Genomic DNA, 25,809 nt, shown 5'->3' with positions numbered 1-25,809 from the left:
GCAAGATGGAAACATTTCTGAACTCTTATTATTGCTGAGGTGAGATACCGCACCATTTTTGTCTTGTGCATGCGCGGCGTTTTTGGTAATTTTGCCCGCTCCCTTTAAGGGGAAAATCTTTGGAGGCATGGAAATATGACAAATCCAGAAACCGGGCACGACAATGAAATGAATTTTGAGAGCGCCCTCGAGAACTATCTCAACCCTGATTTCGGCAATCTTGAGGAAGGCTCAATTGTGAAAGGCGAAATCGTTCGCGTTAACGACGACAATGTGCTTGTTGACGTGAACTTCAAGTCTGAAGGGCTGATTCCCGCCGCGGAATTTCGCGACGCGGCAGGCAATATGACCGTCAAGCTGGGCGACAGGATGGATGTGTACGTGCAGCGCAAAAACGAAATGGACGGTACCATCACCCTTTCCTTTGAAAAGGCCAAACGCATGCAGATCTTTGATCAGCTTGAAGATGTGCAGGAAAACAACAAGGTTGTCAAAGGACATATTATGCGCCGCATAAAGGGCGGCTACACGGTTGACATTGACGGCGTGGAAGCCTTTTTGCCCGGTTCGCATGTTGATTTGCGCCCTGTTCCTGATATGGACGCTCTGGTCAACCAGGAATTTGAGTTCCGTGTGCTTAAAATCAACCGTCGCCGCAGCAATGTGATTGTTTCCCGGCGTGTTCTGCTGGAAGAAGAGCGGGATTCAAAGCGGCAAGATTTGCTGCGCACCTTGGAAGAGGGCCAGACTGTCAGCGGCAGGGCGAAGAATATCACAGAATATGGCGTGTTTGTAGACCTCGGCGGTCTGGATGGCCTGCTGCATATTACGGATATGAGCTGGAAGCGCATACGCCATCCCAAGGAAATGATCACCATGGGCCAGGATTTGACCCTGAAAGTGCTTTCCTTTAACCGTGATAACAACAAGGTTTCTCTTGGTCTCAAACAACTGGTGCCTGATCCGTGGCAGGATATTTCCGCTCGTTTCCCCGATGGGAATCACTGTACAGGCAAAGTCACCAACCTTGTTGACTATGGAGCCTTTGTGGAGCTGGAGCCCGGCGTGGAAGGCCTTGTTCACATTTCTGAAATGTCATGGACGCGCAAACTGCGGCATCCTTCCCAGATGGTGCACACCGGGGACGAGGTGGACGTGGTGATTCTTAGCGTGGACGGCGACAAGAAGCGCATCAGCCTCGGCATGAAGCAGGCGCGTCCCAACCCATGGGAAGTGGTTGCCGAGAAATATCCCGAAGGCACCGTGCTTGAGGGCGAGATCAAGAACATTACGGAATTCGGCATGTTCATCGGCATTGAAGACGGCATTGACGGCCTTATTCACGTTTCTGACATTTCCTGGACAAAAAAAGTGCGTCATCCGAACGAGATGTACAATGTCGGCGGCATGGTGCAGGCAAAAGTGCTCACCGTGGATCAGGAAAACGAAAAATTTACCTTGGGTGTCAAGCAGCTTGTGGACGATCCCTGGGGTCATGTTCCTAACACATACCCCGTGGGTTGCTCTGTGAAGGGCGTTGTGACCAATGTGACGGATTTCGGTCTGTTTGTGGAAGTGGAGGAAGGCATAGAAGGCCTTGTGCACGTCTCTGAACTGTCCAACAAAAAAGTCAAGACTTCCACGGAAATATACAAGGAAGGCCAGGAAATTCAGGCAAAGGTTATCTATGTCAGCGCTGAGGAGCGCCGGCTGGGTCTGTCTATCAAGCAGATCAAGGATGAAGAAGAGCGCCGTAAGCCCAAAGAATTTTACACAGGTTCGCAGGAAAGCGGGCAGAACCTGGGCGATTTGCTGAAACAGAAACTGGAAGAAAGCGAAACTAACTGATGCAGGTTGAGGACTGCTGCTGCATTCTTGCGACAACGGCTGTCGGTTCTTTGCGTTAAGAAATCTGGCGCGGCGATTTTGTGGTATCGGGTCAGCTGCCGTGGCCGCCGTGCGCGGTTGGGTTCATGACCCGCACAGACTCGCGTAGGGGCACCAGGAGCAGTGTTTGTCCGGGCTGGCCGGGAAGGTCTCGGCGTTTTCCAGACAATGCAGCACCAATGCGAGCGTCTGTGTGCAATATCTGAGGGCTAAGGCGCGTTCTTCGTCCGCAAGGTCGCCGAGCAACGGAATTTCCGCGCCGTCCATCCCGAGATTGACATAGAGTGCATCGCCAACAGGATCGGATTTTTTTGCGTCGAGCATGGCCAGATAGCATGGAAGCTGTACACTGGGCAGGCGCGTGCGCAACTCTTCCATCATTGTGTCGGCCTCCGCCGCATCCATGGCTGTCGCGGAGGCGCACAGCCGTGCCGCCCTGTCAAAAAAAACCGCGTCAGACCACAGGCTGCCGTCGGGCTTCCTGACTTGTCCCGTTTTGTAATCCACAACGACCAGCAGGCCGTCACGCCTGTCCAGACGGTCCAGAATGCCGGTAAAGTCATATTCGCGGCCTGCCAGGAGCAGCCGCGCCGACAATTTGTGTTCCAGCGCAAGAATTGTGACGCTGTCCGGCTGTTTTTCCAGAAAGCGTTTAAGCCGCAGGGGGGCAGCGCTTTCCAGCATCAGACAGCTGTCAGCCGGCAGAAGTCGCTGCAGGTCGGCGTGCTCAAGCGCTTTATAGAAACACTTACGTGCGCGCTGTGCGGAAATATCGCCCGTGTGCACTGTCTTACCCAGCCAGGGCAGGTAGACGGCGTGCAGCGCTTTGTGCAGGCACTCGCCGACTGCAGGCGGATCGTCGCCCTCGCTGATGGTCTGCCGCGGCTTTATTTTGTACAGATATTGCCAGGCGAAGCGCAGGGGGCAGTGCAGGTAAACATCAAGAAGCGACGCGTAAAGCGGCACGCGTGTCAGTTCGCGTAACGCCGCGTCAAGTCTTGCGTTGCGGGCCAGATTTTTGCGGGCGTTTTGTGTTGCGTACGCCGTGCAGGCCGCAGCCGCCAGGGGCGCCTCGCCAGGTTCAAGCAGTTTGCCGCGGCGCTGTTCTTCCTCCCAGAGCAATTGCTCCACAAAACGGCTGCGGCTTTTTTTGCCGAAAAGGAGGGGCGAATCGCGGACACCTTCCTGCCAAAAAAAATGGACTTCCGCGGCGCCGGCGCAGAGCCGGTAGAACGCGTAGGCCGTGGCGCGGCCGTGTTCATGTGCGTCGGGCAGGCCTAGGGCCGCGCGCAGCGAATCAGGCAGCAGTGGGTCGTGAGTCGGGTTGCCGGGCAGTTTGTCTTCTGTGGCGTCAACAATGAAGACATGGTCAAAGTGCAGCAGACGGGTTTCCAGCATGCCGATGACCTGAATGCCGGCGATCGGTTCTGCTTCAAAGGGCACGCGTTCCTGTTCAATAATATGTCGTGTGATGGTGTGCAGCGTGGCAGCCGGAAAGGGGGTTTGTGCCAGACAGGTTTGCCGCAGCATGGGCGCGGTGTGCTGTACAAGGCGGTACATGGCCTCAGCGTCCAGCGGGAAATGCCGCCACACCTCACCGCCGCGCGTGATCAAAAAATTGCAGACGCCGCACAGCCAGTCGGCGATATCGGCTGTTGTCCGGGCCGCTTCAAGCGGCGACGACATGACGCGCATCACCGCATCAAGAAGCTCGCTTGCGGCTGCGGGCAACGTTGCGCAGCATTCCCGCACAACAGACGTGAGGTCAACAAAACGACCGCCCGCCATGACCAGGGCTTCCAGACTCCGCAGGGCTTCGCGCAAAGAGCGCGGTTTCTCGTCGTCTGTCGCTACAGGCAGCATGTTCAGGTAGGGATGGCGCAAAATCCGGCGCAGATGGCGCCAGTAGCAGCGTCCGTCTTTGCTTCGGTTCGTCTGCATTTCAAAAAGTGCCTGAATCAGACGGCAGAGGGCGGAGCGCGCAAGCGGATAGCCCATGGACACGTTGACGTCCTTATCCGGCAGATGGTGAAGCGTCGGCATGAGCAGGGCGCTGTCCGGCAGCACAATGGCTGTGGATAGCGCATATTGCCCGGCGGCGAGTTTTTCTCGCAGCACCTCAAGTTGGGAGTGGCAGTCGTACCCGGCGAAAAAGGAAAAAGACGGTCTGTGCGTAATCTCTTCCAGCGCGGCGTTTACTGCGGGTTTTGCCTGCGCCTTCCATCGGCGCAGCCAGGCCGCATGCTCAGCGCACGACCAGTGCGCCGCGTTGCCTGTGGCAAGCCCGGCATCAGTGTGCAGGCATATATGGGCGCCGGCCTGCCAAAGGCTGTGCAAGAGGGTGTTTTCCGTGCCGGTCAGTATAAAAAATCCTGCGGCCAGTATCGTTTTTCCCTCGCCGGGCGCAAGCAGGTGGGGAATTGTGGCGCTGTGGCGTGCGGCGATACGGCAATCAAGACCGGGCGTTGTCCAGCCGCGCTGTTCAAGGGCGGCAAGATATGCGGCGCTTATACGGCCGAGCGCCTCAAGCAGCGCCGCTGCTGTTTCTCCCGCTTCAGCCTCGGCATGGGTTATATCCGCCGCTTCTACATTTTGGCGAAACAGTTCTTCCAGCAGCGAGGCAAGCCGCAGGCCCCAGGGTAGAAAAAGCGACATGTCCATGCGGGCGAACCGCCCGGCGATTTTTGTGTCTTCCTTGCCCAGATGCTGCACACAGGCATGCAGCAGGGCAATCTGATCCAGCAGACCGGCCGTGTGCAGCGGCACGTCTGCTGCAGCATTGCGCCAGATGCCGGTCATTTCGGCGATGGTCATCACTTTCGGCAAAAGCCGCGGTGTTTTTTCACGCCCGTAGAGATGCTGTAGATAGCGCCAAGGGCGGTTGTGCGGCACAATCAGCAGGGCAGATCCCGGTCGGCCAGCTGTCAGTTTTGCCAGCATCTCCTTGAGATCCGGCAGAAAAGGGCGTTGCAGCGGAAACAGCAAAAAAGGCGGTTTGGCTGTCATGGGTTACTCATACGCCTCACACAAGGGCGACGCACTGTGCGGGGAAACCGGCTGGAAGCGCCGCAGGCTTATATAGACCAGCACTGCGCGTGCGGCGTCAGCGCCGGCTTCGCCGCTTTCAGCAAGGCAGGCGAGGTAGCGACGTATCTGATCAAGGTGCCGCGGTTGCGGCTGCCCGCTTTTGTACTCAACAATAAGAAGCCCACCTGGCTCGCGCACCAGTAGGTCCATGCGCAGCGTCCGTCCGTCCTTGTCTATCATGGATTGTTCGGGCATGCCGTGCGCCATCCAGCGAGCGGCTTCCGGGCAGGAGGCATACCATTCGAGCATGTCTATCAGCTCTTCTCGCAGGGTTTTATTGCGCGGAACAGGCAGGGGAAAATGCGCAAGGCTGAATTTCACCGCCATGCTCGCGTCGTGCCCGGCTTTGCCGGTAATTTTTAAATTTTTCAGGCAGAAGTGGATCAACTCCCCATATTTTTCCGGCGTGAAGGCTGATCTGCCGAGCGGATTGCGGAAAATTTTAAGACGCGGCAGCCACAGCATGGGCCGCCAGTCCGTCGGGACAGGCTGCGGGGCGACAGACTGCGCAGAAGGAGTGGGGGCTGCGGGTTTTGTGTCGCGGACCAGCGTTGACGGCGGTGTTCCTGAAATATAAGGCGGGGCAAAGCCCGCCTGACGCCAGAGGATGTCCATGGCGGCGTCCAGTGAGCACAGCTTTTTTGTATGGGGTGTGACGGTGCGAAATGCGTACAGTTCGTCCTTTGCACGGGTAAAGGCCACATAGAGCAGGTGCAGGGTTTCGCGGGCCTGACGGGTCATATCCGCGTAATAAAGTTCTCCAAGGCTTTTCTGATTGGACGCCGCAAGGAGCATCCCATCCTTTTCAACGGCGATCGTATTGTTCGCGGCATACGGTCTGAAATCCGTCCAGGGAAGTATGACCACAGGCGCTTCCAGACCTTTAGATTTGTGAATGGTCATGATATGCACGGCGTTCATGTTTTCAGACATGGGCACTTTTTCTTCGCCGCCTTTATCCTGCCAGTGCGCGAGAAAGGACGGAAGGTCGGCAAGGCCTTTTTCTTCAGCATGCTGCAGAACTTCCAGAAAACGTCGTAAAAACGTGCGCGCGTCGGCAAAGCGCGATTCAACATCAAGGCGCGCAAACCATTCCTGCACGATGTCGTAAGGCGTCATCAGGCCGGATTGATTGTAAAACGGGGCCAGCAGACGCTTCCAGATGTGGGGTCGGTGTGCGCGAAAATTCAGGTACAATGGCTGTTGCGCGTTTGCGGGGCGCCAGTCGTGCAGAGATTCCCACGCAAGCCCCGCAGCCTCAGGATGATCACGCAAGACAGAGCCTGTCAGCACTGTCCAGAAGGCAATATCGTCCTCGGGAGCGTCAAGAAATCTCAACATGGCCACAGTCTGGACGATCAGCGGATGCCCGGCCAAAAGCAGGCTGTTTTCCGTGATGACCGGCAAACCTTCGCGAACAAGACGTTCCGCCACAAGGCGCGCGGTTGCATTGCCGCGCGTGAGCACAAGCACGTCGGACAAGGGTCTGCGTGGTTGAATTTCTTCACGCAACAGGCGGCAAAGACAATCCGCCGCCGCCTCACTCAAGGCGGCGGCGTCGTGCTCCTGAATCTGCTTCATGCGCACGAACCCTCCGTTTTGCGCTTCAGGCGGGCATTGCTGCACGACTCCGGCAAAGGCTGTGTGTATTTTGTGGGCGCCTGTTTGAAGAATGTGTTCCGGAGTGTCCTGCGGCATAAGCGATCTCATGATTTGCAAGGCTGTTGCAGCGTCCGCCAGAGGAGCAAAAAATCTGTTGTTGTGTTCAAGCACTTCACGGCGGCTGCGTCGGTTGAATGGCAGGATATGCTGTTCCATACGGGGGGAAATCTGTGTCAGTGCGACGTCTTCAAAGACAGAATCAAAAAGTTCCGGTTCGCCGCCGCGCCAGCTGTAGATGGACTGTTTAACGTCGCCGACACAGGTCAGAGAACCGCCGCGAGAGAGAGCTTCCAGCACCAGCGGGTGCAACGCAAGCCATTGTTCGCGGCTTGTGTCCTGAAATTCATCCAACAGAAAATGCCGCAGCCGTGTCCCGAGACGACAGAGCATATCCGGCACGCCGTGGTCGCCGTTGAGCGCCGCGCCGGCCAGTTGCGGCGTCAGCAGCGCCGGCAGCGCGCCCTCCTGTTCCAGACTTTGCAAAAATGCCCCAACCAGCGTTTCGGCAAGTTGCATAAAAGGCTCAAGGCCCAGCGCTTGCCTGATCAGTTCGCCTGTCCGCGTCCAGTTGCGGGCTTGTGCGGCATAAGCCTCAAAGGCCGTCGCGACGATGTCCGGCACCGTAGTGTTTTTGTGAAACAATTCCCCGGCGTTGTTTTTGCCGGCATACACGGACGCGCAGCTTTTCATCCGGCCTTCGGCCAGTTGCGCTACAGCGGCGAGGGCTGTTTTATGCCAAGGCAGGTTGTGCGTCATTGTTGTGGCGAGCAGGGTTTGCGCCGCCTGTACGGCCGTTGTTTTCATGTCGTGCAGCTTTGCTTCAAGCTCCGACCTTGGCGTCCTTCCGGCATATTTGCCGCGCAGCACATCGTCCAGCACTTCACACAACTTGCGGCGCAGCTTGTCTCCGGCCAGAAATCCGGGCGTGTTGTCATGGTTGACGAGCGCGAGACATGCCTGACGCAAGAGTTCGCGCATGGCGTCGTCCCCGCGTGAGACCTGCTCGATAAAGATGTCCAGATACGGGGTCAGAGCTTCCTCTGTGGAGAAGACAGGCTGAAAATCAGGCGGCAGGTTCAGTTCAAGCGCCGCGGCGCGCACAATAAGGAGCAGGAGGCTGTCTATGGTGCGGATATTCAGCGCGCTCAAATCGCGCACGATTGTATCCACCCAGGCGCGCGCTCTGTCGGCGGGCAGAGAAAAGTCCCCGGTCGGATTGCCCAGGGCGGCGTTTTTCAGCTGGCGGATAACCCTGTCGCGCATTTCAACAGCGGCAGCGTTGGTGAAGGTGACGGCCAGAATGTCGCCGAGCCCGAGCGGCCGGTCATTCCTTATCGGGGCGCAGGCTGCAAAAGCGTTTTTTGCGCTGTTGTTGCCGCATTGCGTCAGGCGCAGCAAGAAGCGCCGCGTCAGTTCGTACGTTTTGCCGGATCCGGCGGATGCCTTGATTTGGGTTAATTGCGGCATTATGTCAATATCAATCATCAGGCAGCATGCCTTTGAGTCCTCCCTGCCCGGTAGATATCAAGCACAGCGCGCCGGAGCTCGGAGTAAGCGTGCGGTGCTACGCGCCCCCAGTTCCAGCGGCAGATGCACATATCTGTTCTGCAGTTTGGCGACAACTATGTTCGTGCAGCCGGCCATGGCTGCGTGCACGGCGTATTGCCCGAGAAATCCGCAGTATACCTTGTCGCTAGCGTTGGCCGGCACGGAGCGGATGATGTAGCTCGGATCTATGTATTTGATTGTATCGCTGTTTTCATCCAGTTCATCGTCAACAAAAATCCGGACAGTCTGTCCGTCCGACCAGGTGCGGTAGGACAAATGCGATTCAAGCCTGTATTGACCCAGCCTGTTGATGGCCGTGGTGAACGGGCTTTTCTTCCCATGATAATGCGTCTTGTCGACGGCCTGCCGCCGTGTCAATAAAATCAATGTATGCCTTGATGTTGCCTGCAAGTTCATATAGTACTATTGAATATTTGTCCCTGCAAGGTCGGCGGCCGGGCATAATTCGCCGCGGAAGCGGACGTGGAGCTGCATGTTTACGGTATGTCGCGGGGACGCGGGTCGGCGGCAAGAGACTGTTTTGTGGAAGACTTGACTGGAGTATGCCATGTCGATTGTTCGCAAAAGTTTGCTTCAATTGATTTTTTCCGGCGCCTATTTGCTGCGCTGGAATGACAAGCTGCGTCCTTCGGAACTGCTGGAAATCGACAAACAGGCGCATAAAATGCTTGTCGCATGTGCGCTCTGGCATGAAAACGGGCGCGGCCTGCCTGATTCCGAACGTCTGAGGCTCGCCCGTGACGTTATTGAAGGCGGCCTTTTTGACTATTTCTACCGTCTGATCATAACGGATATCAAACCGCCTGTTTTTTATCGAATAAAGGAAAACCCCGACCATTTCCGTCGTCTGACGGAACATGTGCTCTCACGGCTTGAACCGCTGCTTTCCCCGCTGGGGCCTTTTTGGGAGCGTATGAGCGCATGGCATTTGGAGGGGGATGAAACCACGCTTTCGCGCCGCATTCTTTCGGCGGCGCATCTTTTTGCTTCACGGTGGGAATTCAATCTTATCAAACCGCTGAACACATTTGATGACGAAATGGATGACATCGCCCTGTCTTTTGAGGAACGGCTTGACGCTTTTCGCGATCTTGCCGGCATGGAGTACCTGCTCGCGCCCGGCAACGCTCTGGCAAAGCTGGCAAATCATTGCGGGCAGTTGCGTTTTCAGATACGTTGGACGCAAGCGCCGCGCATTCCGGCCACATCTGTGTTGGGGCATATGTTCATTGTAGCGGCGTTCAGCTATTTTTTCAGTCTTGCCGTGGGGGCGTGCACAGCAAGAGCCAACAATAATTTTTTTTGCGGCTTGTTCCACGATTTGCCGGAACTTTTGACGCGGGATATTATTTCACCGGTAAAACAGTCTGTGGCCTGCCTGCCCGCGCTCCTGAAAGAATATGAGGAAGAGGAACTCACACGGCGTATTTTTCACCCTTTGCGCGAAGAGGGCTTTGCCCTGCTTGTGGAACAGATTTCTTATTACCTGGGACTTGAGGCAGGGTCGGAATTTCAGGAAAGCGCACAGGAGGGAGGCCGTGTTGTCAGGGTGGACGGCTTTGACGCCCTGCAAAAGGGCTATAACGCCGACGCACTGAACCCCAAGGACGGGCAGATGATCAAGGTGTGCGATCTGCTTGCCGCTTTTTTGGAGGCGCACAGTTCCATACGCAACGGTGTATCCTCGCCGAAATTGCAGGACGCGTTGGCGCGGCTCAAGGAAAGGCTTTACGGGTGCCCCCTGGATTGTCTGCATCTTGGCTCGCTGCTGGCTGATTTTGACTGACGGAATGAGACATGAAACTTGTCTGGAAGTTTTCTCTACCGCACTTGCTGTTATTTTTTGCCTGTCGCTTGCCGTAAATGACGGCGAACAGGCTCTTGCTGACGGACAGGGAGACCGTTCTTTTTGACGTGATTTTTGTTAACTGGTAGGCTATAACTTGTTGTCTTCAGAATATGCTATAACCATTTCGCAAGTTATACGGAGTAGCACCCTTGTCTTGACGCCTTGCGAGGCCTGGATAAAATTTATCCAGATGAGCCTTGATAGCGGGGTATTTATTCACGTCAACCGGCGGAATATGTTGTTCCCGTATACCGTTATGTGTGTTTATTAGCCACAGATTTGCGAAATTATAACCATAGCGTTTGATATCCCTGCCGCGCAAAATCGGACATCTTTGCACACCGTGTGTTGTTTCTGTCATTCCTTGCAGGCAAGTCCGCAAAGAAAGTCTTTTCACCATGAGCTGTGAGTTATATGGAGCAGTTCTTGCGTTGCGAAAATATCCGGCATAGGCTAAAAATTCTATTTTTACGCTGGAGGGTGAAGTCCATGACTGTGTCACCGCTGTTGGACAAACACGAGATTGCCCGTATTCTTGACGAGCTGGCCGCCATGATTCTCAAAGGTCATCCCGACTGCGGGGGAGTGATGCTGGTCGGCGTCCAACGACGCGGGGCGGATCTGGCCCGGCGTCTTGCCGTCTTGCTTGAGAGACGCATCGGCCGTCGCCTGCCGCTCGGCACGCTGGATATCAATCTTTATCGAGACGACTGGACAAGCATAGAAGGCAAGCCGCAGATCGTGTCTTCTTCCATACCCGAGAGCGTGGACATGCGCGTGGTCATCCTGGTGGACGATGTGCTGTTTACCGGGCGCACCGTCCGCGCCGCGCTGGAAGCCCTGCTCGACTACGGCCGCCCAGATGCCGTGGAACTGCTCGCGCTTATCGACAGGGGACACAGGGAATTGCCCATTCAGGCCGATTATGCAGGACGCGTTGTCGCCACAGAACGCCACGAGCATGTGGACGTGCTTTTGGAAGAGCGCGACGGCGAAGACGCGGTTCGACTTGTGGTGTTATGATCACAAGCGACCTGCACACCCACACATGCTGTTCGCACGGTCGGGACACCCCTGCCGCCATGTACGAAGCTGCCCTTGCAAAGGGCCTGTTGCTGCTGGGTTTTTCTGAACATTCGCCGCGTCCGTACGGCTTTGACTACCTCCATGAATACCGCGAGCATCTGACGCGCTCTCTGCCGGACTACGAGCGCGATGTGCTGGAACTGAAAGCTGCGTCGAAAGAGGGGGCCAACGGCGTGTGCCGGGTGCTCTACGGGATGGAAATGGACTGGCTTGACGGCCGGACGGCATACACGAGCGCCGCGTGCCGGGCCTGTGATTTTGACTATCTTCTTGGCAGCGTACATTTTATAGGACGCTGGGGTTTTGACGACGGGGCGCTGACGTGGGCCGGTTTTTCCCAAGAAGAATGCGAGGCGCGGTATCATGCCTATTTTACGGCATGGGAAGCGATGATCGTCTCCAGACTTTTCAACATTGCCGCCCACCCTGATCTCATCAAAATTTTTTCTGTGGAACAGTTCCATATCTGGCTTGCCAAAGCCGACAGCCGAGAGACGATCTACAACGCCCTAACGGCCCTGCGGGACGCAGGCATGAGCATGGAAATTTCTTCCGCAGGTCTGCGCAAACCCTGCCGGGAAATCTACCCGGCGCCGCTTTTCATGTCTCTGGCGGCGGAACTGGCTCTGCCGGTGAGCTTTGCCTCTGACGCGCATAACGCTGACGATATTGCCTTCAGCTTTGACCGTCTGGCCTCGTACGCCCGAGGCTTCGGCTTTTCACAGCATGCGGTTTTTGAAAAAGGCCGCATGACTTTGCTGCCGTTTTAAATCGGGGCGCTGGTTCCATGACGTGTCAGACTGCCGACCCGACATTGCTGGTCACGGTTGACCACGTGAGTCTTTCTCTGCCCGGCGACTCCCGTCAGGAGATGGTGCTGCACGATATTGACTGGCGTGTCCGACGCGGCTGTCACTGCGTGCTGACCGGCGGCAACGGCGCTGGAAAATCAACGCTGCTGCGTCTTTTGCGCGGTGAACTCCGGCCCGCGCGCGGGAGCATCTACTGGCATACCGCTGAAGGGGCCGAAACTTCACCACTGGCGGGGCGCGCTATGAGCGCCCTTGTTTCTCCGGCACTTCAAGAAAAACACCAGCGTGAGGCTTGGGACATCACGGGCAGGGATCTGCTGCTTACGGCCTTTGACGACACATCCCTGCTGTACAGCAGCCCGCCCGACGAATGCAGCCGCGCGGCTGAAGCAATAGCCGCGCGGCTGAAGGCAGAGCATCTGCTGGCCTGTTCCATCTCCGCATTTTCCCAAGGGCAGCTATGCCTTTTGCTGTGCGCGCGGGCGCTGCTGCGCGAGCCCCCGCTGCTTCTGCTGGACGAATGCGCCGACGGTCTTGACGCGGCGCACCGCGCGCGTTTGTTCGGCTTGCTGGAAGAATACACGGACAGATGCACGGTTGTTATGACGACGCACAGGCAGGGCTTGATCCCAACCTGGTGCTCCGGACGCCGGCATCTCAGACAGGGGAGGATACTGGCGGTGGATACGCCGCAAGGGACTTTGCTGCAGGAACGCCCACCGCGCTCCAAAAAAGCGCGCGTTCAGTCTGCGGAAAGCGAAACCGTATTGTTCTGTCTGGAGAAGGTTTCTGTTTTTGTTGACCGCCGCAAAGTGCTGCACGACATTGACTGGAGCATGCACGAGGGTGAGCACTGGCATCTGACGGGCGCCAACGGCTCGGGCAAGTCAACCTTGCTGCGCCTGCTTGCCGGGGATGAATTCGTGGCCCTCGGAGGCCGGGCATGTCGTTGTCTGGCGCGTCGCGGCGGATTTGTGCAGACGCTGGAAGACGTGCGCAGGGGCGTGCGCCTTGTTTCCGGCCTTTCTTCGGCTTTATACGGATATGCGCTCACTGGGCTGGAGCTTGTCTGTTCCGGCTTTGACAACAGCGTAGGGCTGTACCGCCGATGTGCCAATGCGGAACTGCGCGAAGCGCGGGAGGCAATGGAGCGGCTTGATGTGGCGCCTCTGGCGGAGCATTCCATCCGCCGGCTTTCCAGCGGCCAGTTGCGTCGGCTTTTTCTGGCAAGAGCTCTTGTGGGCGGGCCGGATATCCTGCTCTTGGATGAACCCTGTTCCGGCCTGGATGAGGCAAGCCGGTTCCGTTATCTGGACACGCTGGACAATCTGGCCGCGCAGGGTCTTTCTCTGGTTTTTGTCTCCCATTACGACGAAGACGCGCCCCTGTGCATTAACCGACAGGCGCGCATGGAAGGCGGACGTCTTATCGTGACGCCTTAACCCTTGTGCCCCGCCTTCATGCGGGCGCTGAGCAGCTCTACCAGCGCGGGCAGCACGGAAACAACAATGATGGCATAGACGATAATGCTGAAGTTGGCCCGCACCCAAACAAAATTTCCCAGAAAATACCCGGCGGACACAAGCGTGCCCACCCAAAACACGCAGCCGGAAATATTGTACAGAAAAAATGTCGATGGGTACATCAGCGCAATGCCGGCCACAAATGGCGCAAAAGTGCGCACAATTGGCACGAAACGCGCCAGCACAATAGCCTTGCCGCCATGGCGCGCGTAAAAATTGTGTGCTTTGACAAGATAGTCTTTTTTTATGAATCTGTTCCCTTCGGCAAAAATGGAGGGGCCGACACGGCGGCCGATACCGTAATTCATGGCGTCGCCCAGAACGCCGGCCAAAAACAGCGTCAGCACGCTTTCTCCGTAGCCCAAAAGACCAACGCCGGCGGCCACGCCGGAGGCGAACAGCAGGGAGTCGCCCGGCAGAAAAGGCGTAACCACGAGACCTGTCTCGCAGAACACAACAACAAAGAGAATGGCATACGCCCAAAGCCCGTACTGTTCGGCCAGCTCAAAGAGGTGAATATCAATATGCAGAATAAAATCAATCAGAAAATTTACCGCTTCCATCATCCCTTCCAGAGCATGCCGCGCGCCAACCCCGCGTATGAACGCACAGACGTCCGTGGCGTGCTGTTCCTGTAAAAATGTTCTTGTATCCCAAGCCGCCCTGTGGCACAACAGCTCTATGCTTCGTCCCGTCGGTATGGCCCTTCTGCTTTTTTTTCTGGCATATTTTGCGGACGCGCAGATGTCGTGGGCTGCCGCCTTCTATCAGGTTGGCTTCTGCACGCTGGGGCAATGGACAGCGGAGAAAAATCTGCGTCTGGACGTCAATCTCTGGTACCCCAGCGTCCAGTCCCCGCGCGTGCTCAACTATGCTCCTTGGGAAATCACGGCGGCGCCGGAAGGCAGGACTGTGGAAGGGCGTTTCCCCTTGCTGCTGCTTTCGCATGCTTCGCCCGCATCGCGTTTTTCGTACTATGACACTGCCGCATGGCTGGCTTCCCGCGGTTTTGTCGTTGCAGCGCCCACACATCCCGGCGACTGCATAGACAATATGGACAAGCTGTTCACTTGGGAACAGCTTGAATCCCGCGCGCGGGAGCTTTCGGCAACCATGGATCTGTTGCTGGAGCATCCGCAGATTTCACAGAGCATAGACAAAAATCGTGCCGGCGCGATCGGTTTCAGCGCCGGCGGCGCGGCCGTTCTGTTGCTGGGCGGCGCACTGCCGGACTGCGGCGGCTGGAATGACTATTGCCCCCGCGCCGGGAAGGACGACATTTATTGCAATCCCTGGGCAAAAAATCGCATCAACACGCTTTGTGAGAGCCTGCCGCTGAACAAAAGTCCGGCGGACCCGAGAATAAAAGCCGTAGCCGCTGTGACGCCTGGCTTCAGTATGCTTTTCAGCCGCGACTCCTTTCGCTGGTTCTACCCGCCGCTCCTGCTGCTTGCCGCGGGAAATGACACCGTTAACCCGCCAGCCCTGCATACGGATGTTTTCAACCGTCTTTTGAATAAAAAAAAGGCGCGGTATCTGACTCTGAAAAACGCCGATCCGGCCGCGCTGATGGCCTCCTGCCCGAATTCTTTGCTGGAGGATCTGCCGGAACTCTGTCTTTCGGCAAGTCCTGAGGAACGTCAGGCCATTCATCAGGCAATGCACAGCGCGCTGACGGATTTTTTTCTCCATTATCTGGGCAGCGACAAAAACCTTCCCATAATACCTGAGCCCCCGGAGCTGACAAGGCCGCAAAGCGCTCCACCTCCAGCTCCTGAACCGGCGCCACGCGGCAAACAACGCCGCAATGGCCGTTCGGGAGGATAACGAATCGTGTTTGGCGGCATCTTGACAAGGCGGCGGCAAATTCGTATTTGCCTCACATGAAAGATGTGCCCATGTGGCTCTGCATGATCTGTATTCTGTGCCTTCATCTGTTTTTCAGCGGCGGGTTCGCGTGCGCCGCGGCGCCCTCTGACGGAGCAATCGGTGACGGCTGGACAGTCATGCCCGCCGGCGCGCGCCCGGCCTATATGGGGATACACGGCGGTACAATGCCGATGAGTCTTCTGGTTTATGGCGGAGGCGCTTCTCTTGTGAGCTTTGTGGGGCGTACGGGCAACGATTTTCTGGAAGTGCTGCGCAGAACGGATACGCCTGTGCCATCTGCCCTCAACGCAACCGCGCGGACCGCACAGATTTTTGACGGCGCCCCGCCGCAGGGAAGCGACACTGTGCTTATGGCCGGCAGCGGCGTGGCCAGCCTGCCGGTGATACAGCTTGGCAGCGGGCTGGAGCGATTGCCGCTTTCATCCGGTCAACTACAGCCTTTCGGTTTTTCAGACAAGCCCCTGTCTATTGAAGGGCAAGTGACCAAACCTGCAACACAGTCCCCGGCCAAGCAATACAGGTTGATTTTTAAGCAGCAGTATTTTCAGCCGCGCCGTGTGAACTGACCCACCGCCCGCGTGTAAAAACAGGAGACCACATGCCTGACGCCTGTTGCCGCACGCGGAGTCTTATGGCATTGCTTGGCCCTCTTATCGGGTATTCTGACAAAGTTTATGGTATCTCCATAGTTTTATGGCCGCTGTAAATTTATGCGGGCGTGCATTTCTGCCTCTTGCCTATATTGGGGGACTGCTTACTTTATGCCGGTGACGCCTGATTCAGCCACGCAACCGCACAAGGGGCACCGCGACAGATTGCGCACGCGTCTTGAGCGCGATCCGTCGGTCATGGCGGACTATGAGGTGCTTGAGCTTTTGCTCGGGTACGGGCTGACGCGCAAAGATACACGGCCGCTGGCGGAGGAACTGCTGCGGCGTTTCGGCAGCATGCGCGGCGTGCTGGATGCACGGCCGGACGAGCTTATGCATGTTGCCGGCTTCGGGCCGAGGCTGATGGCTATTTGGCGTGTGCTGCGTGAGCTTCTGGCCCGCTATGCCAATTCGGCAGTGCGCAGGCGTGAAGAGCTTGCCACGCCGCAGGCCGTGGCAAAAATGGCGCGGGCAAGGCTGGCCCGGCTGCCCGCATGAAGAATGCTGGATGGCTCTTGTCAATAGCCGCAACGGCCTGATTGCTTGGGAGCGTTTGCGCCGCGGCGGCATCAGCGCGGTGCCGGTGCAGCCGCGGGATGTGCTGGAGGCGGCGCTTGCGCACAAGGCAAGTGGCATTATTTTAGTGCACAATCATCCCGGTGGTTCGCCAGAACCTTCCGGAGCGGATCTCACGCTGACAGAAGAACTCCGGCAATTCGCGCCGCGCATGGGTTTGCGTTTTTTGGACCATGTCATTGTCACCGAGGGTGACTGTTACAGTATAATGCGGGGCAGCTTTGTCTGAGGGTAGGAGCATATATGACCGACAAGAATAACACCGGACACACAAAGCCGCATGAGGCTGTTGCGGAGACCGTGGTCGACAGACAGGATCAGTCTTCTCCCGACGCAGAGGAAGGCGAAAACAGCCTCACGTCCCTCGCGCAGAATATTCCGGATGTTTTGCCCGTGTTGCCGGTACGTGATATAATTATTTTCAATTACATGATTTTGCCGCTGTTCATCGGGCGGGAAAAATCCGTGCAGGCTGTTGAACGCGCGCTGAAAACCGGCCGCCACCTTTTTGTTTGCGCACAAAAGGAAGAAAGTGTGGAAGACCCCGCGCCTGCGGATCTTTTTGACGTCGGCACGGTCGTGCAGGTCATGCGTTTGCTTAAGATGCCGGATTCGCGCGTTAAAATTTTGGTGCAGGGCGTAAGCCGTGCCCGTGTAACGGAATACAGCCAGGTGGAGCCCTGGCTGGAGGTGCGTATCGAACCTGTTCCGGAACTGATGCCGGAAACCAACCCTACCGTGGAAGCGCTGCTTCGCGCCGCCCGTGAGCAGAGTGAAAAAGTGTTTTCCCTGCGCGGCGTCGCTTCGCCGGATATGCTGGCTGTGCTGCAGGGTGTGGATGATCCGGGGCGTCTGGCTGATCTGATTGCCGCCAACATGCGTCTGAAGCTTGCTGACGCCCAGAATATTCTGGAAACCGAAGAGCCTGTGGAGCGTCTTGCCCTTGTCAACAAGCAGCTGCAGCGCGAGGTAGAGGTTGTCACCGTGCAGGCCCGCATCCAGAGTTCAGCCCGTGAAGGCATGGACAAGGCCCAGAAGGATTATTTTTTGCGCGAGCAGATCAAGGCCATACGCCATGAGCTTGGCGAAGACGAGGAGGATGGCGAAGCAGATCTGGAGAGTTTGAAAAAGACGCTGGATAAAGTCGGTCTGCCCAAGGACGTGCGCAGGGAGGCGGCCAAGCAGTTGCGCAGGCTCTCGAGCATGCACGCCGACTCTTCAGAGGCGAATGTGGTGCGCACATATCTGGACTGGCTTGTGGATCTGCCATGGAAGAAGCTTTCCCGCGACCGGATGGACATTGTGCACGCCAAACAAGTGCTGGACGAAGACCACTGCGGCCTTGATAAGGTGAAAGACCGCATACTGGAATTTTTGAGCGTGCGCAAGCTGAACCCGCAGTCAAAGGGGCCTATTCTCTGTTTTACTGGCCCTCCGGGCGTGGGCAAGACGTCTCTCGGCCGATCCATTGCGCGGGCGCTCGGGCGCAAATTTCAACGGATTTCCTTGGGCGGCATGCACGACGAGGCGGAAATTCGCGGCCACCGGCGCACCTATATAGGCTCCATGCCGGGCAGGATTATTCAGTCGCTCAAACAGGCGGGCACGCGCAACCCGGTGATTGTGCTGGACGAAGTGGACAAGATCGGCACGGATTTTCGCGGAGACCCCTCCTCGGCTCTTCTGGAAGTGCTGGATCCGGAACAGAACCATACTTTTAGCGATCACTATCTGAATGTGCCTTTTGACCTGTCGAGGGTCATGTTTCTCTGCACGGCCAACCATCTGGACACCATCCCGGCGCCTTTGCGCGACCGCATGGAGGTGATTGCCCTCACCGGCTACACCTTGCAGGAAAAAATGGAGATAGCCCGCAAGCATCTGCTTCCGAAAAAGATTGCGGAAAACGGCCTGACCGGCAGCAAGGTTTCCGTCGGCGACAAGGCTGTTGAAAAAGTTATCAAAGACTACACACGCGAGGCGGGTCTGCGCAATCTGGAGCGCGAGATGGCCGCCGTGTGCCGTAAACTGGCGCGACGAAAGGCGGAAGGGGCAAAAGGTGCTTTTACCGTGACACCTTCGGATGTGGAAAAACTTCTGGGCGTGCCGCGCTATGTGGAAGATGAAAAAGAAAAACGTCTTCTGCCGGGCATGGCCTTGGGGTTGGCCTGGACGCCGGCCGGCGGAGAAGTGCTGACCATTGAGACCAGTATTATGAAGGGCAAGGGCGGGCTTATCCTGACGGGACAGCTTGGCGATGTGATGAAAGAAAGCGCTCATGCGGCCGTGAGTTATATTCGCAGCCGTGCGGAAACCCTTGGTGTGGACCCGGCCTTTGCCGTAAAGCGGGATATCCACATACATGTGCCTGCGGGCGCCACCCCGAAAGACGGTCCTTCCGCCGGCGTCACCCTGACCACAGCCCTGATTTCCGCGTTAAGCGGGCGCAGGGTTCGGGCCGACTGCTGCATGACGGGCGAAATCACCCTGCAGGGCCGTGTTCTGCCCGTGGGTGGCATTAAAGAGAAAATTTTGGCCGGCGTGGCGCACGGCCTGAAGTATGTGATTGTGCCGCAGCAGAACGTCAAAGATCTGGAAGAAGTGCCCAAAGATTTGCTCAAGCGCATCAGTGTGCATCCTGTGCATCATTATGATGAGCTTCTTTCACTCGTTTTTGAAGAGAAAAGTGGGAAGGGCAAAACCGCCACGCAGAAAAAACAGCATTAGAATGTGGTAGCATATTAAGATATCGCCACTCCCCTATTTTAATGTACGCAGACCAAGGGCAAAGGCGCAACGCATACCTTTGGCGGGATCCGCGAGCGCATACATAACCCGAGCATTGGCCAAGGTTTTACCACAGCCGGTAGAGGCCATACTTACAATAAATGCGCCTTGCCTCACACTGCGCTCGCGAATCGCGGCAGCTATTTCCGCAGCTTTATCCTGCCAGCGGAAACCTTCATTCAGACTACGTTTTCCAAGGCCTTTATGCCGTGCAAGCCGGGGTAATATATCATGGAGCCGGGGCAGCAAGTAGGTGACATGTCTGCTCACTTTTTCAACCCCAAGCAGGTGGTCATTCAGCAGTTGATGCAACTTGCCTTTCCTGTCGCTATTGGCAAAAAGGCTGTCTTTCGAGGCACGCTTCAAAGCATCCGCAGGATTATATGGTCGGCTGGAATATGCATGATCTGCCAGCATCAGACTGAGTCGGGCAAGATGCATCATATAGGGATCGCTGATCACTTTCTGCAGACTATGGAATCTCTCGTTTCTACGTAATTCTTCAGCCAACAGAGCGGCTTTTTTCTTCCAATCCACTGTCATCACAGGCAACCCTGCCTGGAATGTCCAGTAAGGCGCCACCGCATTCCGATCACTTTCTGTGCAGCACCCATTCCATTGTGCGGTAATACAGTCGGGGAGTTGATCCAGAATATCAGTTTGGAATGCACCGTCTTTCTGTGGTCGGACTGGCAGACGATAATGTGACAGAATCAGCCAGGCAACAGCTTGGGCTAGGAGGGAAGTTCTTTAAACGGCTTTACGTTTGAGGCGGATATTCCGTCTTTTTGCAGGTTGGCAAACCACGCAGTATTGTTATCCCCTTCGGAGAAATTGGCAAGCCGTGTTAGCCAAGCCGCATCATCCTCGTTGCTTACAAAGACTTGAAACAACCGTAATGCGATCCACTCATGTCGGTACAGGTTGCGTTTTCGTATATTCTCGCGCAGACGTTGCTGAAAAGCTCCACAGGCTTTGCCCAGATCATGCAGCAGCGCCGCCAATCCTGTAAGTAAACGGATATCGCGCAGGGTATGCCATGTATTTTCATCACTCTGCCGCAGCACATCACGTCTTGTCGTATTCGTGGGAACAGCACCGTGCGCATTAAAGCGGTTAGCATCTCCCACTATCCACAAAAGTTCGCTATGATTGATGCCACGTATCCAATGACAGGCCACAGAAGTATTTTTGCGTGCCGTTTTGTGCAGCAAACGCCGCAAAGTTTCTAAACCAGCCAGCGTTATAGGCGTCTGCCAAGTACCTTCTCCGCGCCGCTCTGCAAATTGGTCAAGGATGCGGCGCGTTTCAGTCAACGCTCGCTTGGAGCATTGTGAAACCAGCAACACGTTCATAATTATCCTCGAGCTGTTTCAAGAGCTACTGTTTTCAGCGTATCGACCATAAAATCCAGTGCTTCAATGCGGGTCAGGCTGATCACGCACGCTTGTCGAAATTCCTGCTCCTGATCTCCACGCATGGCTGAAATAAATGCTTGCGGCAAAATTATCGCGTCTTTTACCAAATCGGCCACATCAAAGACCAAACCGCCACGCCGAGTCTTGCCGTGCAATACGGCAAGACCAGCAGGAGGAATTCCCAACACCCAGACAGCTGTAGCCGCCAAGCCATATGCCAGATAGCTACCATGATCAAGGAATCGATTGGCCGGATCTAAGCCACTACCACGTTTGGCTCGAGTGAAGTCACCATAATTAGTACCACGGGCAACCAGCTTATAGAGTTCTTTTGACAAACGAGCTTCTTGCGTGAGCAGGGTAACAGTATCAGGAGCTGCGGCTATAGTCTCAAGCGATATTATAAGCAGGCGTCCCAATTGGCCGGTATCTACGATAAAACCCGCATCTCGCAGCAGCTGACGGGGCTATGCCACTGTCTGTCGATATAATGCAGCCGCTGCGTCTGGAATGTCTTAGCGGCTGACAGGCGCGCCGCATCATCAGGCCAGAAACGTATCCAGGCTTGTAGGTACTCTGGGGACGATACTCACTTTGAGGATAAAACCATACTATTTCAACATCTGTAGCACTATACAGCGGTGTGCCGCCTCCTCCGCAAAAGCCAACTAACACACCAACCTTGGCAAGTTCTCGCATGGCAGCCTGCGTAATAGAAGTTCCGGCTCCAAGCAATAAAGAGATGGTGTTGGCAATGGGAATATTCCAATACAATGAACGCTTGCCTTCATCGGTAACATACTCAACTCGGCCACCGTTTACAAGTATTCGACAATGTTCAAGAAAATAAATATTAGCTCGTTTGGAATGCAGGATTGTCTTTAGATCAGAAGGGGTAAAGGTGCGCCCATGCATGGTTTCCTACTCTATATATGCTCAAGCCGGATCAAGGTACAACCTGAAAGATTTACCTAGGGAAATGTGGAATGCAAGTTTCATACATGTGTATTTTAGATACGGTGAGCAACAATAATTTTTTTGAACTATGGCAAATAGATTATCAGTATATCATAATATTCCTTACAGTGATCAACGAGGAGATGGCGAGGCGGGTATACCATGTGCTTGCAAGCCTTCACTGCGGAGAACGAATTTTTTATAACACATTATCCCATTCTCGGACAAAAGGCAAGCAAAGCCAGCACCAACAACAGGGCAAACGCATCTAAATTTTGGCTCTACGCAAGGGCTTTTCCCATCAGGCTCAATTTCAGACAGCTATAAAACGAACGGTTCAAAAGCATACCCTGTTGCGGTTTTAGGAAATTTAGGGCATTTTAACTTTTTGTAGGCGCCATTTTAACTTTTTGTAGGCGCCATTGCAACCGCTTATGATTATGCAGAAAAAAACGAAATATCCTACTAGCTTTCTTTTGCTTGTCCAGAACCTGGTATCCTATCACCATTGCGGATGGGGATTTTGGGCGTTTGTCGGCACGCTGGTTTTCCTTGCTCTTCTGTCCGGCGCCAATTTTCATGTTGTCCAAAAAATTTATACGGCAGGTCAAGTTGCAGAAAGCGATGTTATCGCAGATCGCGATATTATGGTAGAAGACACGCAGGCCACTGAGGCACGTCGCAAGCAGTTGCTTTTGCTGCAGCCGCCGGTCTATGACCTGAGTCTTGAATCATCCATCCTGTTTCAGAATAGAATCCTTGAACTCTTTCAGAGTGTTAATGAAAATAACAAACACGCCGACGCCGACGGGGGAGCGCTCGCACATCTGATTGACGATCTGACGCCTGCAGTGGTGGATGAAATTCTGCCTGAATTGGCTCTTCCCGATGTACAGACATACATTCTTAAAGAATTGATGCCGTTGATCCATACAAATCTCGCCGAGGGACTTGTTGGGGATATCCGCTCTGCCCGTGTCGGCAGAGCCGGCGCCGTAATACACAATCTGGACACCAAGGTGGAAGTGTTGCGTCCGGATGTCGGCACGCTGCATGATGTGCAATCATTTCTGGCAGAAATTTCTTCCAAGGCGCGACAGGAGCTATCACTGACGCCACAGTCCCGTCGGGCCGTGAATATTTTACTTTCAGCCACAATGCCCGCGTCGTTAACACTGAATCGTGAAGCAACACAAAAACGCGCGGAGGCAGTGATAGAAAGTGTGAAGCCAATCTATTACCAGATTCAGAAGGGGGAAATAATCGCACACAAGGGCGAACGCGTGAGTCGGGAACAGCAAATTAAATTACAGACACTATATCAAACAGCTGCGAGCCCGATGCGTTGGGTGACAGCCGTGGGCGCACTGCTCTGTGCGCTTTTATTTTCCATCGGCTTTTTTGTCGCGCCCAGCGGCAGGCCAGGCACGTCGTTACTCTGCAAAGATATACTGATGATCTCCCTGATGCTCCTGCTGTTCGGCACCGGGGCAAAGGCAGTATATCAGCTGTATCTCAGTATGAATAATGACACAAGTCTGCTGCATGCCTTTTCAGCGGCTTTTCCCGTTGCGGGCGCTGTGGGCTTGGTGGCAATGGTATTCGCGGCCAGATGTTATTGTGTCATGGGCCTCCTGCTTGCCTTTTTTTGCATGCTGATGTTTCAGGCCGACTATGTTTTTTTTATCTACCATTTTCTTGGGGGGATGTTGGCTACATGGCTGGTCATCAGGGCACAAAGCCGGCAAGATGTAGTCTGGAGCATCATCCCCTTGACAATCGGCCAGAGCGTTATCTGGTTAGGCACAGCGCTCTTAGCGCAAACTCCTGTATATGAAGCGCCGGCGCAGCTTATTGCCGTTGCGGTGAACAGTCTGTTCTCACTGATTCTGCTTTTTGCCGTGAGTCCTGTCCTGGAAATGGTTTTTGACTACAGCACGCGTTTTCGCCTGATGGAACTGATGAATCTGGAGCAGCCTTTGATGCAGGAATTGATGGTGACCATCCCCGGTACTTATCATCACTCTCTTGTGGTAGCCAATATGGTGGAGGCTGGAGCCAAAGCCATTGGTGCCAACAGTCTGCTTTGCAAAGTCGCCGCGTTATACCATGACGTCGGCAAACTGTCTTATCCTGAATATTTTATAGAAAATCTCTATGGGAGCTATAACAAACATGACAAGTTGTCGCCGTCCATGAGTGCTCTTGTTTTGCTGTCTCATGTCAAGAAAGGCACTGAATTGGCCGAGCGTTACAAGCTCGGTCAGGAAATTGCCGACATCATTCGCCAGCACCATGGCACACGGCTGATACGTTATTTTTATCAGAAGGCTCTCAATCTAGGTGAAAAACCACGTGATTCGGATTACAGTTATCCCGGCCCGCGTCCGCAGACAAGAGAAGCGGCTATCCTGATGCTGGCCGATTCCGTTGAGGCCTCAAGCCGGACATTAACTGATCCTACGCCTTCACGTCTCAAAAGTCATATTGACGCAACTGTAAAAGGCATTTTTTCTGAGGGGCAACTGGATGAATCTGAATTAACATTCAAAGATTTACATTACTTAAGTAAAAATTTTCAACGCATACTAACAGGAATTTTCCACCAGCGCATTGTTTATCCTGAACAGAGTAAGATACAACCGTTACCGGCGGCATCCAATCTGACGGACAACAGCCTCCCTGTTGCGGCCGACAAGGCTGAAAGATCTGCGCCTCAGATGTATCCGGGAATGTGAGTCAGTGAATTCGGCTGATGGAGAAGCATGCCGCGCAGCTTTGTCTGGCAGTATGGAGTGCAATGTGCACGTTACAGCAGATTGCAGAGCCGACATCTGGCTGTTGCCTTTTGACGTGCGGTGTCTTGCTTTGGCCCTGCGAACCATGCTGCAAGTGATGCGGGATGCGGGGATATCCATTCCAGCGGATGTGAATTTGCGCCTTGTGGATGACAGTTTCATAAAAACGGCCAATCAACGTTTTATGGCCTGTGTCGGCCCTACGAACCTACTTTCCTTCCCAGGCAGCGATGATATGATGCATGGGGTTATCCTGCTGTCGCTGGACACTTTTGCGCGCGAATGCCTGCTTTATGGTCAGAAAGCGGCAGAATACGCTTTGATGCTCCTGTCGCATGGCCTTGCCCATCTGACGGGTTTTGAACATGGGTCGGATATGGACAGGATATGCAAGGCCTGTCGTGCGGTTGCGCAAAAAAACTGCATATCGTCGTAGGTGGCGCTGACGCATGAGTTCATGCCGGTGCTTTGATGAATGCCGCATTATCCCCTGGGTTGATTCGCCTGGCGTGAATAACAATTCGCTGCCCGTCATCTGGTTCACAGGGCAAGCGACCTCAACTCTCGACGCTGGATTTTGGCTGCAGAAACGTAACAGGCTCGCTGTTTGGGGCAGCGTCATCGCTGCCGCGCAGACCGCCGGACGAGGGCAGTTGCGGCGAACATGGATTTCCCCTCCGGGCAATATTTATGCCGCACTGCGCCTTCCGCTGCTGCCTCCTTTTGATGGTTCTGCCGCATCAGTGGCAACAGGCTTGCTTCTGGCTTCAGCATTACGCGAACTGGGCTGGCCTGTGTTGCTCAAGTGGCCCAATGATCTTGTTTTATTGTCGCTGAAGGGCGTCCCGCATAAGCTTGGCGGTATTCTGCTTGAAGAACGTGGCGGCGTCCTGCTCGCAGGTATTGGCATCAATGTCGCCAGCGCACCGTCCATATGCGTATTGCGCAAAAACGCCGCCATGGCTGCAATGAGTTTGGCAGACTCCGTCAAACAGCCTCTACCGGCTGCAAAGCTCTGGCAACAGCTTGTAAAGCATCTCTATTTGACATACGCTCAAGACAGTGCGTTCATATGCCGCTGGCAATCCAGAGCTGAACAGCTGTTGCTCTGGAGGGGCAGCAACGTGGAACTATATGAAGATCGACATACAACGCGCGGCAAATTAGCTGGGTTATCGCCGACAGGTGGTATTTGCTTGTTTACTGATGGTAAAATGACAAAATTTTTAAGCGGAACTCTTCGTCGTGCTTAATCAAG

General features: G+C 55.1%; 19 protein-coding genes and 1 pseudogene. 12 read left to right on the top strand and 8 right to left on the bottom strand.

Features of this window, described 5'->3' with window-relative positions; genetic code table 11:
• The first annotated feature begins 135 nt into the window (after positions 1-135).
• Positions 136-1,848, top strand: a complete 1,713-nt coding sequence (locus RSDT_RS02445) for a 30S ribosomal protein S1 (protein WP_096399422.1) — start codon at positions 136-138, stop codon at positions 1,846-1,848.
• Positions 1,849-1,971: 123 nt separating this feature from the next.
• On the opposite strand, the gene RSDT_RS02440 is transcribed toward RSDT_RS02445, so the two are convergent.
• From RSDT_RS02440 to RSDT_RS07345, 3 genes are read right to left on the bottom strand one after another with little or no spacing between them, the layout of a single operon-like run.
• Positions 1,972-4,893, bottom strand: a complete 2,922-nt coding sequence (locus RSDT_RS02440) for a PD-(D/E)XK nuclease family protein (protein ID WP_096399421.1) — start codon at positions 4,891-4,893, stop codon at positions 1,972-1,974.
• 3 nt (positions 4,894-4,896) lie between these two features.
• Positions 4,897-8,121, bottom strand: coding sequence for a UvrD-helicase domain-containing protein (locus RSDT_RS02435; RefSeq protein ID WP_231941896.1), 3,225 nt, complete (start codon positions 8,119-8,121; stop codon positions 4,897-4,899).
• A 39-nt stretch (positions 8,122-8,160) separates the two neighbouring features.
• Positions 8,161-8,571, bottom strand: a complete 411-nt coding sequence (locus RSDT_RS07345; protein ID WP_231941895.1) for a hypothetical protein — start codon at positions 8,569-8,571, stop codon at positions 8,161-8,163.
• 181 nt (positions 8,572-8,752) lie between these two features.
• On the opposite strand from RSDT_RS07345, the gene RSDT_RS02425 reads away from it, so the two are divergent.
• The 4 genes from RSDT_RS02425 (at position 8,753) to RSDT_RS02405 (ending at position 13,394) form a co-directional block, all read left to right on the top strand.
• Positions 8,753-9,991 carry an HD domain-containing protein gene (locus RSDT_RS02425; protein ID WP_096399420.1) on the top strand — a complete coding sequence of 413 codons (1,239 nt, stop codon included), beginning with the start codon at positions 8,753-8,755 and terminating at the stop codon, positions 9,989-9,991.
• A 552-nt stretch (positions 9,992-10,543) separates the two neighbouring features.
• Positions 10,544-11,077 carry a bifunctional pyr operon transcriptional regulator/uracil phosphoribosyltransferase PyrR gene (gene pyrR / locus RSDT_RS02415; RefSeq protein WP_096399419.1) on the top strand — a complete coding sequence of 178 codons (534 nt, stop codon included), beginning with the start codon at positions 10,544-10,546 and terminating at the stop codon, positions 11,075-11,077.
• Positions 11,074-11,910 carry a histidinol-phosphatase gene (locus RSDT_RS02410; protein WP_096399418.1) on the top strand — a complete coding sequence of 279 codons (837 nt, stop codon included), beginning with the start codon at positions 11,074-11,076 and terminating at the stop codon, positions 11,908-11,910. Before pyrR ends, RSDT_RS02410 begins: the two co-directional genes overlap by 4 nt.
• Positions 11,911-11,927: 17 nt before the next feature.
• Positions 11,928-13,394, top strand: coding sequence for an ATP-binding cassette domain-containing protein (locus RSDT_RS02405; protein ID WP_096399417.1), 1,467 nt, complete (start codon positions 11,928-11,930; stop codon positions 13,392-13,394).
• Here RSDT_RS02405 and RSDT_RS02400 read toward each other — a convergent pair.
• A complete protein-coding gene (locus RSDT_RS02400; RefSeq protein WP_096399416.1) occupies positions 13,391-14,038 on the bottom strand; it encodes a DedA family protein in 648 nt (215 codons plus the stop codon). The two genes, RSDT_RS02405 and RSDT_RS02400, sit on opposite strands and share 4 nt — an antisense overlap.
• Positions 14,039-14,156: 118 nt before the next feature.
• Here RSDT_RS02400 and RSDT_RS02395 point away from each other — a divergent pair, with 118 nt between their 5' ends.
• From RSDT_RS02395 to lon, 4 genes and pseudogenes are all read left to right on the top strand, one after another.
• Positions 14,157-15,302 (top strand): alpha/beta hydrolase family protein, encoded by a 1,146-nt coding sequence (locus RSDT_RS02395; RefSeq protein WP_096400419.1) that lies wholly within the window; start codon positions 14,157-14,159, stop codon positions 15,300-15,302.
• Positions 15,303-15,358: 56 nt separating this feature from the next.
• Positions 15,359-15,931 carry a hypothetical protein gene (locus RSDT_RS02390; protein WP_231941920.1) on the top strand — a complete coding sequence of 191 codons (573 nt, stop codon included), beginning with the start codon at positions 15,359-15,361 and terminating at the stop codon, positions 15,929-15,931.
• A gap of 195 nt (positions 15,932-16,126) precedes the next feature.
• Positions 16,127-16,820: pseudogene (locus tag RSDT_RS02385) on the top strand (JAB domain-containing protein).
• Between the two features lie 14 nt (positions 16,821-16,834).
• Positions 16,835-19,318, top strand: coding sequence for an endopeptidase La (lon, locus tag RSDT_RS02380; protein ID WP_096399415.1), 2,484 nt, complete (start codon positions 16,835-16,837; stop codon positions 19,316-19,318).
• Positions 19,319-19,351: 33 nt separating this feature from the next.
• Here lon and RSDT_RS02375 read toward each other — a convergent pair whose 3' ends face one another.
• From RSDT_RS02375 to cas1f (RSDT_RS07645), 4 genes are all read right to left on the bottom strand, one after another.
• Positions 19,352-19,924, bottom strand: a complete 573-nt coding sequence (locus RSDT_RS02375; RefSeq protein ID WP_145954797.1) for a hypothetical protein — start codon at positions 19,922-19,924, stop codon at positions 19,352-19,354.
• A 188-nt stretch (positions 19,925-20,112) separates the two neighbouring features.
• Positions 20,113-20,733: a hypothetical protein gene (locus tag RSDT_RS02370; protein ID WP_096399413.1), complete on the bottom strand. Its 621-nt coding sequence runs from the start codon at positions 20,731-20,733 to the stop codon at positions 20,113-20,115.
• 2 nt (positions 20,734-20,735) lie between these two features.
• Positions 20,736-21,215: a type I-F CRISPR-associated endonuclease Cas1f gene (cas1f, locus tag RSDT_RS07650; RefSeq protein ID WP_269457535.1), complete on the bottom strand. Its 480-nt coding sequence runs from the start codon at positions 21,213-21,215 to the stop codon at positions 20,736-20,738.
• Entirely contained in the window at positions 21,187-21,711 is a 525-nt protein-coding gene (gene cas1f, locus RSDT_RS07645) for a type I-F CRISPR-associated endonuclease Cas1f (RefSeq protein ID WP_269457534.1), read from the bottom strand. The genes cas1f (RSDT_RS07650) and cas1f (RSDT_RS07645) overlap by 29 nt, the downstream gene beginning before the upstream one ends.
• A 476-nt stretch (positions 21,712-22,187) precedes the next feature.
• On the opposite strand from cas1f (RSDT_RS07645), the gene RSDT_RS02360 reads away from it, so the two are divergent.
• From RSDT_RS02360 to RSDT_RS02350, 3 genes are all read left to right on the top strand, one after another.
• Positions 22,188-24,491, top strand: coding sequence for an HD family phosphohydrolase (locus RSDT_RS02360; RefSeq protein ID WP_096399412.1), 2,304 nt, complete (start codon positions 22,188-22,190; stop codon positions 24,489-24,491).
• 64 nt (positions 24,492-24,555) lie between these two features.
• On the top strand, positions 24,556-24,987 hold the full coding sequence (gene ybeY, locus RSDT_RS02355) for an rRNA maturation RNase YbeY (RefSeq protein ID WP_231941894.1): 432 nt from the start codon (positions 24,556-24,558) through the stop codon (positions 24,985-24,987).
• Positions 24,988-25,000: 13 nt separating this feature from the next.
• Positions 25,001-25,804 carry a biotin--[acetyl-CoA-carboxylase] ligase gene (locus tag RSDT_RS02350; protein WP_096399410.1) on the top strand — a complete coding sequence of 268 codons (804 nt, stop codon included), beginning with the start codon at positions 25,001-25,003 and terminating at the stop codon, positions 25,802-25,804.
• Positions 25,805-25,809: the final 5 nt, after the last annotated feature.

It is taken from the genome of Candidatus Desulfovibrio trichonymphae, from assembly GCF_002355955.1.
In the GTDB taxonomy this organism is placed as follows: Bacteria; Desulfobacterota; Desulfovibrionia; order Desulfovibrionales; family Desulfovibrionaceae; genus Desulfovibrio; species Desulfovibrio trichonymphae.
The sequence above is the reverse complement of the archived record's forward strand: the minus strand, read 5'-3'. Positions and strand labels throughout refer to the sequence as shown.

Coding starts and splice junctions, on each gene's coding strand:
- RSDT_RS02445 (WP_096399422.1), top strand. CDS start 136: ATGACAAATCCAGAAACCGGGCACGACAATGAAATGAATTTTGAGAGC.
- RSDT_RS02440 (WP_096399421.1), bottom strand. CDS start 4,893: ATGACAGCCAAACCGCCTTTTTTGCTGTTTCCGCTGCAACGCCCTTTT.
- RSDT_RS02435 (WP_231941896.1), bottom strand. CDS start 8,121: ATGATTGATATTGACATAATGCCGCAATTAACCCAAATCAAGGCATCC.
- RSDT_RS02425 (WP_096399420.1), top strand. CDS start 8,753: ATGTCGATTGTTCGCAAAAGTTTGCTTCAATTGATTTTTTCCGGCGCC.
- pyrR (WP_096399419.1), top strand. CDS start 10,544: ATGACTGTGTCACCGCTGTTGGACAAACACGAGATTGCCCGTATTCTT.
- RSDT_RS02410 (WP_096399418.1), top strand. CDS start 11,074: ATGATCACAAGCGACCTGCACACCCACACATGCTGTTCGCACGGTCGG.
- RSDT_RS02405 (WP_096399417.1), top strand. CDS start 11,928: ATGACGTGTCAGACTGCCGACCCGACATTGCTGGTCACGGTTGACCAC.
- RSDT_RS02400 (WP_096399416.1), bottom strand. CDS start 14,038: ATGGAAGCGGTAAATTTTCTGATTGATTTTATTCTGCATATTGATATT.
- RSDT_RS02395 (WP_096400419.1), top strand. CDS start 14,157: ATGCTTCGTCCCGTCGGTATGGCCCTTCTGCTTTTTTTTCTGGCATAT.
- RSDT_RS02390 (WP_231941920.1), top strand. CDS start 15,359: ATGAAAGATGTGCCCATGTGGCTCTGCATGATCTGTATTCTGTGCCTT.
- lon (WP_096399415.1), top strand. CDS start 16,835: ATGACCGACAAGAATAACACCGGACACACAAAGCCGCATGAGGCTGTT.
- RSDT_RS02370 (WP_096399413.1), bottom strand. CDS start 20,733: ATGAACGTGTTGCTGGTTTCACAATGCTCCAAGCGAGCGTTGACTGAA.
- cas1f (WP_269457534.1), bottom strand. CDS start 21,711: ATGCATGGGCGCACCTTTACCCCTTCTGATCTAAAGACAATCCTGCAT.
- RSDT_RS02360 (WP_096399412.1), top strand. CDS start 22,188: ATGATTATGCAGAAAAAAACGAAATATCCTACTAGCTTTCTTTTGCTT.
- RSDT_RS02350 (WP_096399410.1), top strand. CDS start 25,001: ATGAGTTCATGCCGGTGCTTTGATGAATGCCGCATTATCCCCTGGGTT.